This is a genomic window from Salinilacihabitans rarus, from assembly GCF_024296665.1.
Lineage (GTDB): Archaea > Halobacteriota > Halobacteria > Halobacteriales > Natrialbaceae > Salinilacihabitans > Salinilacihabitans rarus.
This window is the reverse complement of sequence record NZ_CP100762.1, coordinates 385,843-398,899: the sequence shown is the minus strand read 5'-3', so window position 1 is coordinate 398,899 and position 13,057 is coordinate 385,843. Positions and strand designations below refer to the sequence as shown.

Below are 13,057 nucleotides of genomic sequence, written 5' to 3'. Positions count from 1 at the left end.
GCGACCTACTCGTGGACGGCCGCGAGCAGGGCGCACGGCGTCCCGTCGGCGTCGAGGACCGACTGCAGCGCCGGCGTGGCGGGCGAGTAGCGGTCGCCGAGCGCGACGGTGCCCGCCTCGCGGTCCCACGCGACGAGGGCGACGTCGTCCAGCGGCGGTAACGCCTCGTGGACGAGGGCGACGAAGACGCGGCGGAACTCCTCGCGGCTCACGTCAATCAGGGCTTTCCCGCGTTCCCGCGCGGCGAGGTGGGTCGCGAGGTCGCGCGTGTCGACGGGGGAGTTGCGATCCGCGACGACCGCGAGGAGGCGTCGACGACGCCCGCCGGAGACGCCCTCAAAGGTCGCGTTGACGAGGTCGCGTGGCGTCGCGTTCGTGTCTGGCTCGTGCTAACCGCTCGTTGATGGGGAGTGGGAAAAAGCACGCCTCCAGAGAGTTTGGGCGACCGCCGGCCGACCGTCTTCGACGCGTACCGGTCGCCCGCGACGGAAACCCCGCGGCGCTCAGTCCGCGAGGCCGCCCGCGATCGGCCCGTCGTACTGGATCTCATCGTCGCGCAGGTAACACTGCGGGTCGGGCGCGAACAGGTCACCGGTCGTCGAGAGCGCGCGCAGTCGCGAGGCACCCCGACAGATCGACGCGTACCGGCAGGACGAACATTTCCCGGTGAGGTGCTTCTCGCGTTCGCGCAGCGCCGACAGCAGCGGGTTCGACTCGTCCTCCCAGATCTCGCCGAACGGGCGGTCGCGGACGTTCCCGAGGCTGTAGCCCTGCCAGAACTGTGTCGGGTGGACGTTGCCCTGGTAGTCGACGTCCGCGATCCGCTCGCCGGTCGGGTCGCCGCCGTTCCGTTCGAGGTACTCGTAGACGGCGGCGGCCTTCTCCGGCCCGAAGCGCTCGCGGGCGTACTCGACGAGGAAACCCGCGTCGGCGTAGTTGCCGACCAGCAGGGTCTCGATCTCCTCCCCGCGGTCGTGGTACTCGAGGGTGAGGTCACAGAGCCGACGGACGGCCTCGCGTTTCTCCCGGGGCGTGAGGTCGATGTCGGCGATTTCGGCGCCGCGGCCGCCGTAGTCGAGGTGGTAGAAACAGAAGCGGTCGAGACCGACGTCCGAGAGCAGGTCGACGACCCCCTCGAGGTCGGGGGCGTTCGCCTCGGTGATCGTGTACCGGAGGCCGGTCTTCAGCCCGACGTCGAGGCAGGCCTCGATGCCCCGCACCGCGGCCTCGAACGCGCCGTCTTTCCCGCGGAAGCGGTCGTTGCGCTCGGGGAGGCCGTCGACGGAGATGCCGGCGTACTGCAGGCCGGCGTCCCGGAGCGCGGCGGCCTTCTCGCGGGTGAGCAGCGTCCCGTTCGTCGAGAGCACCGGCCGCAAGCCGGCGTCGGCGGCGTAGTCGACGAGTTCGATCAGGTCGTTCCGGACGAGCGGTTCGCCCCCGGAGAAGAGCACGACGGGGGCGCCGTAGTCGACCAGTTGATCGAGAAACGCCTTCGCCTCGGCGGTGGAGAACTCCCCCGGCGCGGGTTCGGTCTGGGCGGCCGCGTAACAGTGTGCACAGTAGAGGTTACAGCGCCGCGTCACGTTCCAGACGACGACGGGCCGGCGCTGCTTGCGCTCGGTGATCTGGGGCTTCTCGGACTCGTCGGCCGCGTCGTAGCGCAGGCCGTCGCCCTCCGCGTCGAGGTCACAGAGGAGTTTGCTGATCGAGATCACGACTCGCGCACCTCCGGGCTCCCCTCGGTCTCCTCGTAGACGCGGGGTTCGGCGCTCGCCTCGTCCGATTCGGCCTCGCTCTCGTCCTCGCCGCCTGCGGTCCCGAGTCCCCGCGTCGAGAACCGCGCGACTTCCTCGGCCGGACAGACCCAGAGGTCGACGGCGTACCAGCCGAACAGCCGCGAGGCGTGCTCGTGGGCCTCCGTCGCGCTCTCGGCCGCGACGCTCCCGACGTGTCTGAGCGGGTCGGCCTCCTCGTCGCGGACGAACACCTCCCACTGTCCGACCGGCGTCCCGCGTCGGTCCCCCTCGACGCGCGAGCGGCGTGCTTTCTCTACCATAGATATACCTTCGAAACCGGATCGAAGACGGTTACGTAAACTCCCACGCGCCGGGAACCCGAGGGGATGGTGCCGAACATGTTCGCAGAACTTCCCGGGTCGCGGGAACGTCGGGGACGACTTTCCCGGTCGCGCCCCAAGGCGCCACCTATCATGCGCCCCGGTCGGATCGACACGTCGAATCGTCCGTTCGTCCTCATCTGGGAGCTCACGCAGGCCTGCGCGCTGGCCTGCGACCACTGCCGGGCCGACGCCCACCCCGAACGCGACCCCGGGGAGCTCTCGACCGAGGAGGGGAAGGCCCTGCTGGCGGACGCCGCCGAGTTCGGCGACGGCCAACTCGTCGTGCTCTCGGGCGGGGACCCCCTCGTCCGCGACGACGTCGAGGAACTGGTCGCCTACGGCGACGACCTCGGCCTGCGGATGACGATCACGCCGAGCGGGACGCACTCGCTCACCCGCGAGCGGATCGAGGCGCTCGCCGACGCCGGTCTCAAGCGGATGGCCGTCAGCCTCGACGGCGCCTCGCCCGAGGCCCACGACGCCTTCCGCGGCGAGGACGGCAGCTTCGAGGAGACACTGCGAGCGATCGAGGACGCGAGGGCTGCGGGCATCCCGGTACAGGTCAACACCACCGTCTGCCAGGAGACCGTCGGCGAACTCCCGGAGATCCGGACGCTCCTCGCGGAGGTCGGCGCGGTCATGTGGAGCGTCTTCTTTCTCGTCCCCGTCGGCCGGGGGCGCATCCTCGACCCGATCGACCCCGAGGAGGCCGACGCCGTGATGGCCTGGCTCGCCGACGCAGGCGAGACCGAGCCGTTCGGCGTGAAGACGACCGAGGCGCCACACTACCGCCGCGTGTCGATCCAGCGCCGCGTGGAGTCCGGCGACCTCGACCCCGAGGAGCGCGACTCGGGCGTCCGCCGTCGCAGCGGCATCGTCGCCGGCGACGGCTTCGCGTTCGTCAGCCACACCGGCGAGGTGTACCCCTCCGGCTTCCTGCCCGAGTCCGCCGGCAACGTCCGCGACCGGCCCGTCTACGAACTCTACCGCGAGACGCCGCTGTTCCGCGCGCTCCGTGACCGCGACCGGCTGAAAGGCAAGTGCGGCGCCTGTCCCTACCGGCACGTCTGCGGCGGCAGTCGCTCGCGGGCGTACGCCCACACCGGCGACCCGCTGGAGAGCGACCCACTCTGTCCGTTCGTCCCCGAGGAGTACGACGGCCCGCTGCCGTGGGACGACGGCGACTCGGTCCCGGACGCGGCGACGGGCGACTGAGCAACCCCGCAGGCGGCGGTCGGCGACGAGGCGTTCGGCCGCGCGCGACGGCCCCGTCCCGCGGCCACGGGCCGACGGACGTTCGCTGGAGCCGACCCCGCGTGCGCGGGGCTACGCGCGTCGAGCGGAATCCCGCCGAAAGCGTTCGCGGCCGGCCGTCACTCGATGACGACTAACGTGTCGCCCATGTCGACGCTCTCGCCCTCGCCGACGGCGACCTGCGAGACGGTGCCGCCGCGGGAGGCGACGATGTCGTTTTCCATCTTCATCGCCTCGAGAACGACCAGCACGTCGCCGGGGGCCACCTCGTCGCCCTCCTCGACTTCGACCGAGAGGATCGTCCCCTGCATCTCCGCGTCGACGCGCTCGCCGTCGCCCTCGACGGCCGTCGCGCCGCCCGAACTGCCGCCGGCCGGTTCGGGCCGGCTCGCCCCCGCGTCGGCGCCGCCGTCGCCGGTCGCGAGGGGGACGGCGCCGCGCTCCTCGAGGTTGACCTCGAAGCGCTTGCCGTTGACCTCGACGGTGAACTCGCGCTCGACGACCTCCTCGTCCTCCGGGGCGGTCGACTCCTCGGGACCCCACTGTGCCTGGGCGTCCTCGATGCGGCTCCGGTCGATCTCCTCGTCGAGGTACTTCGTGGTGTGCCTGCCGTCGACGAACGTCTCGTCGGTGAGCATCAACCGGTGGAACGGCAGGATCGTCGTCACGCCCTCGATCTCGTACTCCCGGAGGGCGCGCAGCGAGCGCGCGATGCACTCGTCGCGGTCCTCGGCGTGGACGATCAGCTTCGCGACCATCGAGTCGTAGTCGGTGACGATCCCGTCGCCCTGCCGGAGCGCGTCGTCGACCCGGACGCCGACGCCGCCCGGCGGATCGTAGGTGGCGAGTTTGCCGCCCGAGGCGGGCTGGAAGTTCTTCGCCGCGTTCTCGGCGTTGATCCGGAACTCCATCGCGTGGCCGTCGAAATCGACGTCGTCCTGGGCGAACGCGAGTTCCTCGCCCGCGGCGACGCGGATCTGCCACTTGACGATGTCGACGCCCGTGATCTCCTCGGTGACGGGGTGTTCGACCTGAATCCGGGTGTTGACCTCGAGGAAGTAGAAGTTCGCGTCCGGGCCCAGCGGGCCGTCGCGGCCGGGTTCCTCCTCGACGAGGAACTCGACGGTGCCGGCGTTGACGTAGTCGGCGGCGGCGACGCCCCGGCGGGCGGCCTCGCCGATCTGCTCGCGCAGTTCGTCCGACAGCGCGGGCGAGGGACCCTCCTCGATGACCTTCTGGTGGCGACGCTGGAGCGAGCAGTCGCGCTCGCCGAGGTGGCGGACGTTGCCGTGTTCGTCCGCGATGATCTGTACCTCGATGTGGCGGGGCCGTTCGAGGTAGCGTTCGAGGTAGACGGAGTCGTTGCCGAAGTAGGCCTCGCCCTCGCGCTGGGCGCTCTCGAACTGGTCTTCGACCTCGCTCTCGTCCTCGACGACCTTCATGCCGCGGCCGCCCCCGCCCCCCTCGGCTTTGATGGCGATCGGGTAGCCGTGCTCCTCGCCGAACTCGCGGACGACGTCGGGATCGGTGACGGGGTCGGTGGTGCCGGGGACGATGGGGACGTCGGCCTCGTCCATGATCGTCCGCGCTTTGGTCTTCTCGCCCAGCGACTCCATCGCGTCGCTCGACGGGCCGATCCAGGTGATCCCCTCGGCCTCCTCGACCTTGCGGGCGAACTCGGCGTTCTCCGCGAGGAAGCCGTAGCCGGGGTGGATCGCGTCCGCGTCGGCCTTGCGGGCGGCCTCGATGACCGCCTCGTGGTCGAGGTAGGAGTCGGCCGCCCTGGCCGGCCCGACGTTGTACGCTTCGTCGGCGTACCGGACGTGGCCCGAGTCCTTGTCGGCCTCGGAGTAGATGGCGACGGTGCCGACGTTCAACTCCTCGCACGCTCGCATCACCCTGACCGCGATCTCGCCGCGGTTGGCCACGAGAACCTTCCGGAACATTCCTGTTCGTCTCGTCGGAAGGCGACTACCTTACTTTTTCGCAACGAGTAGCGTCAACGCTCGATCGAGAGTCCGGTTTACGAGCCGACGCGGCTCAGAACCTGTCCGTCCGCCCCGCCGCCGTCCACGGGTCCGTCGGCGCCGTCGTCGGCACCCGGGCGTCGCGGTGTTGCTGGGCGCGCATTCGGCCGGCGAACCGCCAGCGAGCGTCCTGCCAGGTCTCCTCCTCGGCCGCCGCGGCGGCGGCCGCACGCTCGCGGTCGCGCAGGTGTGCCCCGATGGCGGCGACGATGGCGGCGGCCTCCTCGTCGGTCGCGTCCGCGGGGACGTCGAGGTCGATCCCGCCGGGGAGCACCTCGCCCAGCGGTTCGGGGTCGTCGACCGTGCCCATCTCGGGGGTGTCGCCTCCGCCCGACATCACAGCGGGATGTTGCCGTGTTTCTTGTCCGGGTTCGTCTCGCGTTTCGTCTCGAGCATCTCGAGATCGTCGATCAGCCGCGGCCGGGTTTCCGTGGGGAGGATGACGTCGTCGAGGAAGCCCTTGTCCGTCGCCGTGTAGGGGTTGGCAAACTCCTCGCGGTACTCCTCGATGAGTTCGTCCCGCAGCGCGTCGGGGTCCTCGGCCTCCTGGAGTTCGTCGCGGTAGAGGATGTTGACCGCGCCCTGCGGACCCATGACGGCGATTTCGGCGGTCGGCCACGCGTAGTTGACGTCCGCGCCGAGGTTCTTCGAGGCCATGACGCAGTAGGCGCCGCCGTACGCTTTCCGCGTGATGACGGTCAGCAGCGGGACGGTCGCCTCCGCGTACGCGTAGAGGAGTTTCGCCCCGTGGCGGATGATGCCGCGGTGTTCCTGGTCGGTGCCGGGCATGTAGCCGGGGACGTCGACGAAGGTGACGATAGGGATGTTAAAGGAGTCACAGAAGCGGACGAACCGCGATCCCTTCATCGAAGCGTCGACGGTGAGCGTGCCGGCGTTCACCCGGGGCTGGTTGGCGACGATGCCGACCGAGCGGCCGTCGAGGCGCGCGAAGCCGACGACGAGGTTCTGCGCGTAGTTCTCCGCGACCTCGAAGAACGAACCCTCGTCCGTCACCGACTCGATGACCCGCGTCATGTCGTACGGTTTCTGCGGACTGTCGGGGACGATCGACTCCAGGGCCTCGTCGCGGCGGTCGGGGTCGTCCCACGGTTCGACCCGCGGGGGATCCTCGACGTTGTTCTGGGGGAGATAGGAGAGCAGCCGTTTGATGTCGTCGAGCGCCTGCTCCTCGCTGTCGCAGGCGAACTGGGCGACCCCGGTCTTGTCGGCGTGGGTCATCGCCCCGCCGAGTTCCTCGTGGGTGACCTCCTCGCCGGTGACCGTCTTCGTCACCCCGGGGCCGGTGATGTACATGTGGCTCGTGTCTTTCACCATGAAGATGAAGTCGGTGATCGACGGCGAGTAGACGGCGCCGCCGGCACACGGGCCCATGATCGCCGAGATCTGCGGGACGACGCCGCTTGCCTCCTGGTTGCGCCGGAAGATTTCGGTGAAGCCGGCGAGGCTCTTGACGCCCTCCTGGATGCGGGCACCCGCGGAGTCGTTGAGGCCGACGATGGGCGCGCCGACCTCCATCGCCATGTCCATCACCTTGCAGATCTTCTCGGCGAAGACCTCGCCGAGCGAACCGCCGAAGACGGTGAAGTCGTGGGCGAAGACGAAGACGGTCCGGCCGTCGACCTCGCCGTAGCCCGTCACGACGCCGTCGCCGGGAATCTGCTTTTCCTCCATCCCGAACTGGCTCGTCTGGTGGGTCCGGAGCTGATCGAACTCGGTGAACGTGCCGTCGTCGAGGAAGTAGTCGATCCGCTCGCGGGCGGTCATCTTCCCCTTCTCGTGCTGGCGCTCGATGCGGGCTTCGCCGCCGCCGAGCAGCGCTTCCTCGCGCAGTTCCTCCAGCTCCTCGATGCGGTCTTCCATCGTCATCGGTTGCCCCTCCCGTGCCGAGTCATCGTGCGGGGCAACGAGCACGGACACAAAAAACGTTCTGCAACGATGGGGAGGAATCGTCCCGGCGGCTCCCCACCCCGGACCGGCCCGGAATGCGGTGTCAAATGTCGTGTTAACCCATACCTTGCATGACAATAACTACCGGAGTTTATATAGAATTAGCTATCTCTATCTACTATGCCACGTCACTGCGACAGGCGAACGGTAGTGAAGGGCGCGGGTGCGATCGGCGTCGGATCACTCGTCGCGGGTTGCATCGGAGACGGAGATTCGAACGGCGACGGCGGCGACGGCGACGATCAGGACTCCGCCGCCGAGGCCAGCCAAGGGCTCGACGGCCCGGACGTGCTGAACATCATCGGGTACCCGGAGAGCGGCATCCAGATCTTCCGGGACTTCTACTCGACGTTCGACAACGGGACCGACATCATCGTCCCGGACGGACTGGCCGACGACGCGCTCCCGAGCGAGGTCGGCAACCCGATGGACAACGTCGTCGGTACCGCCCCGTCGTCCGCGGGTCCGAACGAGGACACCTTCGAGGAACTCTACGAGGACGAGTACGGCGAGAGCGCCGGCGTGTTCAACTCGCACACGTTCGACGCCGTCGCGACGTGCGTGCTCGCGAACGTCGCCGCCGGCGAGAACGACGGCGAGGCGATCCGCGGCCAGATGCGCCGGATCGCCAACCCGAACGGCGACGAGTACGGCCCCGGCGAGTTACAGGAGGCCGCCGAGGCGGTCGCCGACGGCGAGGACATCAACTACCAGGGCGCTTCGAGCAGCGTCGACTACGACGAGAACGGCGACCCCGCGGACGCGGCGTACGACCTCTGGGACTTCAGCGAGGGCGCAGTCACGCCCTACGACATGATCGAGTTCGAGGGCAAAGACCCCGGCGGCGAGATGGCCGACGAGAGTCCGGGCGGCACCGACCGCGATCAGGTCAGCGTCGGCATCCTGCTGCCCGAGACCGGCGACCTCGGCGAACTCGGGTCGCTGATGATCCGCGCCGGCGAACTCGCCGCCGCGCAGTTCGAGGGCGCCTTCAGCATCGACCTGCAGGTCGAGGACACGGCCACCGACGAGCAGACGGCGCTGAGCAACGGCGAGGCGCTCATCGACGCCGGCTACCCGGCGATCGTCGGCGCGGCCTCCTCGGGTAACTCGGTGCCGCTCGTCGGCGTGACAAGCGACGCGGGCATCGTCCAGTGCTCGCCCGCGAGCACGGCGCTCAGCCTCACGAACATCGAGGACGACGGTTACTTCTTCCGTACCGCCCCGAGCGACATCCTCCAGGGACAGGTGATGGCGGAAGTCTGCGCCGAGGAACTCGGCGCCGAGACCGCCGCGACGCTGTACGTCAACAACGACTACGGCCAGCAGCTCTCCGACGAGTTCGTTCGGGCGTTCGAGGAGGATCAGGGCGGCGAGGCGCTCAACACCGTCTCGTTCGAGCAGACGCAGGGTTCGTACACGAGCGAACTCGAATCGGCGCTGTCCGGGTGAGACCGGGCGCCGGCAGTTCTTCGCACGTCGCCGGCCGAGCGGCCGGTCCGCCCTCGTCGCGGCTCAGCCGCCCAGAAAGTCCTGACGGACCTCCTCGTTCGCGAGGAGCGCGTCGCCGGCGTCCTCGTAGCGGTTCCGGCCCTGCACGAGTACGTAGCCCCGGTCGCACCGACCGAGGGCCTCCTTCGCGTTCTGTTCGACGACCAGCACCGCCGTGCCGTTCTCGTTGATCCGGTCGACGTGATCGAACATCTCGTCGACGAGGTCGGGGGCGAGGCCGGCGCTGGGTTCGTCGAGCAACAGCAGGTCGGGGTCGAGCATCAGCGCCCGGCCCATCGCGACCATCTGCTGTTGGCCGCCGCTCATCGTGCCGACCTTCTGGTCGCGGCGCTCGCGCAGGACGGGGAACTGCTCGAAGACGGTCTCGAACGCCTCGTCCGGGATCTCGTCGAGGATGTACGCTCCCATCTCGAGGTTCTCCTCGACCGTCAGCGACGGGAAGACGTTCTCGTTCTGCGGGACGTAGCCGATCCCCTCGCGGATGATCTCCTCCGGCGGACGGCCGGTGATGTCGTCGTCCTTGAACCGGACGCTGCCGCCCATGTACGTCGTCAGTCCGAAGACGGACTTCATCGCCGTCGACTTGCCGGCGCCGTTCGGACCGACGATGACGACGTACTCGTCCTCGTCGACCGCGAGGTCGACCTCGCTGAGGATCTGGAGGTCGCCGTAGCCCGCGTCGAGGCCCTCGACTTCGAGCATCGCCATCAGACCTCACCCCCGAGGTAGGCTTCGATTACCCGCTCGTCCGACGTGATCTCCTCGGGGGGGCCCTCCGCGAGGACCGTCCCCTGGTGCATCACGATGACGTGCTCGCAGTTCTCCATGATGACGTCCATGTCGTGTTCGACGATGAGGAAGGTGTAGCCGTCGGCCCGCAGGTCGTGGATGTGCCCGAGCAACTTCTTCTCGAGCGTCGGGTTGACGCCCGCGAACGGTTCGTCCAGCAGCAGCATCTCGGGATCGGTCATCAGCGCGCGGGCCATCTCGAGTAGCTTTCGCTGCCCGCCCGAGAGGTTGCCCGCCTTCTCCTCGGCGATGTGCTCGATCTCGAAGAACTCGAGGGTCTTCCACACGCGTTCCAGGAGTTCCGCCTCCTGGCGTTCGACCTCGTCCCGGACGATCGGCGTCACGGACCGCCAGAGCGCCTCGCCCAGCTGGTCTTTCGCCGGCAGCATCAGGTTCTCGAGGACGGTCATGTTCGGCATCTCCCGGGCGATCTGGAACGTCCGGACCAGCCCGTAGTCGACGACCTCGTGCGGGCTGAGGGTCGTGACGTCGTGGCCCTGGAAGGTGACGCGGCCGCCGTCGGGCCGGTGGATGCCGGTGATGAGGTTGAACGTCGTGGACTTGCCGGCGCCGTTGGGCCCGATGAGGCCGGTCAGGGTCCCCTCCTCGACCTCGAAGGAGGCCCCGTCGACGGCCGTGATGCCGCCGAAGCGCTTCTCGATGTTGGAGACGACGAGTTCCGCCTCCGGACGGCGCTCCTCGGTCGTCACCGCGGACGCCGCCTCCCCGGCCGCGTCCGCGCCGGTAGCGGGGTCGCCAGCCGTGTCGCTCATCAGTCGTCACCTCCCGGCTGTGCGGCGGGGGCTTCGGTTGATCGCCGCGTCAACGGCACGGCCGCGGCCGTCTCCTCGCGGTGGCCGAGCAGGCCGTCCGGCCGCCGCTGCATCAGCAGGATCAACACGACGCCCATCGCGACGAACTGCAGCGTCAGGAGTTCGTCGAACGCGTACCAGAGCAGCGGCGAGGGGTCGCCCGACAGCAGCGGCGCGACCGCCGCGTCGAACGTGTTGGGCGCGTCGCCGGCCTCCACGTTCGCGAGGATCACCCGGCGGGCGTAGTCGGGCCCCTCGAAGAGGACCGCGACGAACAGCCCGGAGCCGAGGATGCTGCCGGTGTTCGAGCCGGCGCCGCCGATGATCAGCGCGATCCAGATGTAGAACGTGACGTGCGGGCGGAACGCGGTGGGCGTTACCCCCTGTCGGCGGAACCACCAGAGCGTGCCGGCCAGCCCCATCAGCCCGCAGCCGAGCATGAACACCTTCACCTTGAACAGGTTCGTGTTCTTCCCGAGCGCCTGGGCCGCCTGCTCGTCCTCGCGGATCGCCTTCAGGACGCGCCCGAACGGCGACCGACTCGTCCGCTGGATGAGCCAGTAGAAGCCGGCGAGGAAGGCGACGAGCGTCATCGCGTACGCGAGCGCCCGCGCCTGTCTGGGGCCGAAGCCGAACCAGCTGTTCGTCAGGTCGACGAACGTCTCGAACGCCGGCAGTTCGAAGATGACGTTCATGGGGTCGGGGTAGTCGGCGATGATCCCGCGGCCGCCACCCGTGCCGAGTTCGACGCCGAAGATCGTGAACTCCTGGAGCGCGCTCGAGGTGAACGTCAGCCGGACGATCTCGGCGAACGCGATGGTGGTGATCGCGAGGTAGTCCGCGCGCAGGCGGAGGGCAGGGATGGCGACGACCAGCCCGGCCAGCGCGGCGGCGAGCACGCCCGCCGCCATCGCGATCGGGATCGGCAGGCCGAGGCCCGGGTACTGGGCGCCCCCGGACGGGTCCGGGGACTTCGCGAACATCATCGTCACGTAGACGCCGATGGCCATGAAGCCGGCGACGCCGATGTTGAACAGCCCGGTGTACCCCCAGTGGAGGTTCAGCGCGAGCGTCACCATCCCGTAGAGGGCGATCAGGTAGGTCAGCCGCCGGAGCGTGTTGGCGATCCCCGACGTCGAGTAGCCGAGCGACAGGCCGATGGCCGCGTAGGCGACGTAGATCGCGCCGATGACGACGACGATCTTCACGGCGTCGTGTTCCCACCACGCTGCGAGGGTCGGTCGGTCGGGTCCGTTCGTCATGCTGTGGTCTTCCCTCCGAAGATGCCGGACGGTTTGATGAGCAGTACCAGGATCATGATCAGGAACGCCGTGACGTTGGTGAAATCGCCCCCGGGCAGCCAGATCAGCGACACCCGCATCGCGAGGCCGATGACGAGTCCGCCCGCGATCGCGCCGTAGACCGAGCCGATCCCGCCGAGGATCACCCCGGCGAAGATCAACAGGAGCAACAGCCAGCCGAACTGGTAGTCGATGGTCCCGGTCCACAGCACCATGAGGTAACCGGCGACGCCCGCGAGGCCGCCGCCGATGGCCCACGTCCAGCGGACGACCTGCTCGTTCGGGATGCCGGTCACCAGCGCGAGGTCCTCGTTGTCCGACATCGCCCGCATGGCCTTGCCGAGTTTCGTCCGCTGTAACAGCAGGTGGACGCCGACCATGAGCCCCACGCTGGCGAACAACAGCGTCAGGTCGTGGGCGTCGATCGTAATGTAACCGTCGACGAGCAGGAACTCCCACGAGGGGAGGTCGAGCGTCGCCGTCGTCCCGCGGGTCCGCTGGTCGTAGACGAAGACGACGAGGTACCGCAGCGCGAACGCCACCCCGATGCTGGCGATCAGCAGCGGGATCCCGCCGGCCCCGCGCATCGGCTTGTAGACGACCCGGTCGATCAGGAGCACGAACGCGGCCGTCGCCACCCCGGCGAACAGCGCGCCGACGAGGACCGCAAGCGGCGTCGACGTCGCGGCGATGCCGAGTTGCGGTCCACCGACGCCGCGGGTGGGGCTGACCAGCACGAGTTGGCCGAACTCGTAGACGCCAGCGGTCCACCCGGCGACGAGGTACGTGACGCCCCAGCCGAGGAAGGCGCCGCTCGTGATGTAGTCACCGTGGGCGAAGTTCGCGAAGTTCAGGATGCTGTAGGTCATCGAGAGGCCGATCCCCGCGAGACCGATGATCAGTCCGTACATCAGTCCCTGCCACAGGTACCTGCCGGTCCGGGCGATGCTGTACGTGCCATCGAGGATCCCGAGCGCGAGGTCGCCGAGCAACAGGAGCCCGGCGAGTCCCACGACGATCGCGCCCGCTTCCTCGAGGCTCACGTCTCGACCCCGTCTTACCGCCTCGTCTATGGTAGACAATATCTATCCCTCCGTATGCAGGCGTATTCCCGCGGTGCCGTGTTATACGTTACGGGGAGACGTGGCTGGTGAAGACAGACAATGTAACGTAACCTGACCCGTTCGATTCCGATTCCGGCGTCACCGGAACTGGCAATAATCGCCATCTCCGGGGGTTCTCGACCGCGTCGGATCGCCGAAGTCCGCGCCCGTC

The 13,057-nt window shown here is 68.8% G+C and carries 11 protein-coding genes and 1 pseudogene; 2 read left to right on the top strand and 10 right to left on the bottom strand.

Annotated features, from left to right (window positions below):
- Nucleotides 1-5 precede the first annotated feature (5 nt).
- From NKG98_RS02095 to NKG98_RS02085, 3 genes and pseudogenes are all read right to left on the bottom strand, one after another.
- Nucleotides 6-317: pseudogene (locus NKG98_RS02095) on the bottom strand (DUF7344 domain-containing protein); the annotation flags it as partial.
- Nucleotides 318-503: 186 nt separating this feature from the next.
- A complete protein-coding gene (locus tag NKG98_RS02090) occupies nt 504-1,715 on the bottom strand; it encodes a TIGR04347 family pseudo-SAM/SPASM protein (RefSeq protein ID WP_254768089.1) in 1,212 nt (403 codons plus the stop codon).
- Nucleotides 1,712-2,056: an Htur_1727 family rSAM-partnered candidate RiPP gene (locus NKG98_RS02085; protein WP_254768088.1), complete on the bottom strand. Its 345-nt coding sequence runs from the start codon at nt 2,054-2,056 to the stop codon at nt 1,712-1,714. Before NKG98_RS02085 ends, NKG98_RS02090 begins: the two co-directional genes overlap by 4 nt.
- Before the next feature lie 153 nt (nt 2,057-2,209).
- On the opposite strand from NKG98_RS02085, the gene NKG98_RS02080 reads away from it, so the two are divergent.
- A complete protein-coding gene (locus tag NKG98_RS02080; protein WP_254768087.1) occupies nt 2,210-3,334 on the top strand; it encodes a TIGR04053 family radical SAM/SPASM domain-containing protein in 1,125 nt (374 codons plus the stop codon).
- A gap of 158 nt (nt 3,335-3,492) precedes the next feature.
- Here NKG98_RS02080 and NKG98_RS02075 read toward each other — a convergent pair whose 3' ends face one another.
- From NKG98_RS02075 to NKG98_RS02065, 3 genes are all read right to left on the bottom strand, one after another.
- A complete protein-coding gene (locus NKG98_RS02075; protein ID WP_254768086.1) occupies nt 3,493-5,319 on the bottom strand; it encodes an acetyl-CoA carboxylase biotin carboxylase subunit in 1,827 nt (608 codons plus the stop codon).
- Nucleotides 5,320-5,413: 94 nt separating this feature from the next.
- Complete coding sequence (locus tag NKG98_RS02070; RefSeq protein WP_425504377.1) at nt 5,414-5,737, bottom strand: DUF8022 family protein; 324 nt, start codon at nt 5,735-5,737, stop codon at nt 5,414-5,416.
- Entirely contained in the window at nt 5,737-7,281 is a 1,545-nt protein-coding gene (locus NKG98_RS02065; protein WP_254769511.1) for an acyl-CoA carboxylase subunit beta, read from the bottom strand. The genes NKG98_RS02070 and NKG98_RS02065 overlap by 1 nt, the downstream gene beginning before the upstream one ends.
- Before the next feature lie 207 nt (nt 7,282-7,488).
- Between NKG98_RS02065 and NKG98_RS02060 the strand changes: the two genes are divergently transcribed.
- Nucleotides 7,489-8,820: an ABC transporter substrate-binding protein gene (locus NKG98_RS02060; protein WP_254768085.1), complete on the top strand. Its 1,332-nt coding sequence runs from the start codon at nt 7,489-7,491 to the stop codon at nt 8,818-8,820.
- A gap of 63 nt (nt 8,821-8,883) precedes the next feature.
- Here the strand turns inward: NKG98_RS02060 and NKG98_RS02055 are convergent, their stop codons facing one another.
- Genes NKG98_RS02055 through NKG98_RS02040 form a run of 4 tightly spaced genes read right to left on the bottom strand, consistent with a single transcriptional unit; the run spans nt 8,884 to nt 12,864 of the window.
- Nucleotides 8,884-9,588, bottom strand: coding sequence for an ABC transporter ATP-binding protein (locus NKG98_RS02055; protein ID WP_254768084.1), 705 nt, complete (start codon nt 9,586-9,588; stop codon nt 8,884-8,886).
- On the bottom strand, nt 9,588-10,442 hold the full coding sequence (locus NKG98_RS02050; RefSeq protein ID WP_254768083.1) for an ABC transporter ATP-binding protein: 855 nt from the start codon (nt 10,440-10,442) through the stop codon (nt 9,588-9,590). The genes NKG98_RS02055 and NKG98_RS02050 overlap by 1 nt, the downstream gene beginning before the upstream one ends.
- Nucleotides 10,442-11,743: a branched-chain amino acid ABC transporter permease gene (locus NKG98_RS02045; protein ID WP_254768082.1), complete on the bottom strand. Its 1,302-nt coding sequence runs from the start codon at nt 11,741-11,743 to the stop codon at nt 10,442-10,444. The genes NKG98_RS02050 and NKG98_RS02045 overlap by 1 nt, the downstream gene beginning before the upstream one ends.
- A complete protein-coding gene (locus NKG98_RS02040; protein ID WP_425504376.1) occupies nt 11,740-12,864 on the bottom strand; it encodes a branched-chain amino acid ABC transporter permease in 1,125 nt (374 codons plus the stop codon). The genes NKG98_RS02045 and NKG98_RS02040 overlap by 4 nt, the downstream gene beginning before the upstream one ends.
- Between the last annotated feature and the right edge of the window lie 193 nt (nt 12,865-13,057).

What these genes read in the sequence shown, in the direction of transcription:
- NKG98_RS02065 (WP_254769511.1), bottom strand. Translation starts at nt 7,281, where the DNA reads ATGGAAGACCGCATCGAGGAGCTGGAGGAACTGCGCGAGGAAGCGCTG.
- NKG98_RS02060 (WP_254768085.1), top strand. Translation starts at nt 7,489, where the DNA reads ATGCCACGTCACTGCGACAGGCGAACGGTAGTGAAGGGCGCGGGTGCG.
- NKG98_RS02085 (WP_254768088.1), bottom strand. Translation starts at nt 2,056, where the DNA reads ATGGTAGAGAAAGCACGCCGCTCGCGCGTCGAGGGGGACCGACGCGGG.
- NKG98_RS02080 (WP_254768087.1), top strand. Translation starts at nt 2,210, where the DNA reads ATGCGCCCCGGTCGGATCGACACGTCGAATCGTCCGTTCGTCCTCATC.
- NKG98_RS02050 (WP_254768083.1), bottom strand. Translation starts at nt 10,442, where the DNA reads ATGAGCGACACGGCTGGCGACCCCGCTACCGGCGCGGACGCGGCCGGG.
- NKG98_RS02055 (WP_254768084.1), bottom strand. Translation starts at nt 9,588, where the DNA reads ATGGCGATGCTCGAAGTCGAGGGCCTCGACGCGGGCTACGGCGACCTC.
- NKG98_RS02045 (WP_254768082.1), bottom strand. Translation starts at nt 11,743, where the DNA reads ATGACGAACGGACCCGACCGACCGACCCTCGCAGCGTGGTGGGAACAC.
- NKG98_RS02075 (WP_254768086.1), bottom strand. Translation starts at nt 5,319, where the DNA reads ATGTTCCGGAAGGTTCTCGTGGCCAACCGCGGCGAGATCGCGGTCAGG.
- NKG98_RS02070 (WP_425504377.1), bottom strand. Translation starts at nt 5,737, where the DNA reads ATGTCGGGCGGAGGCGACACCCCCGAGATGGGCACGGTCGACGACCCC.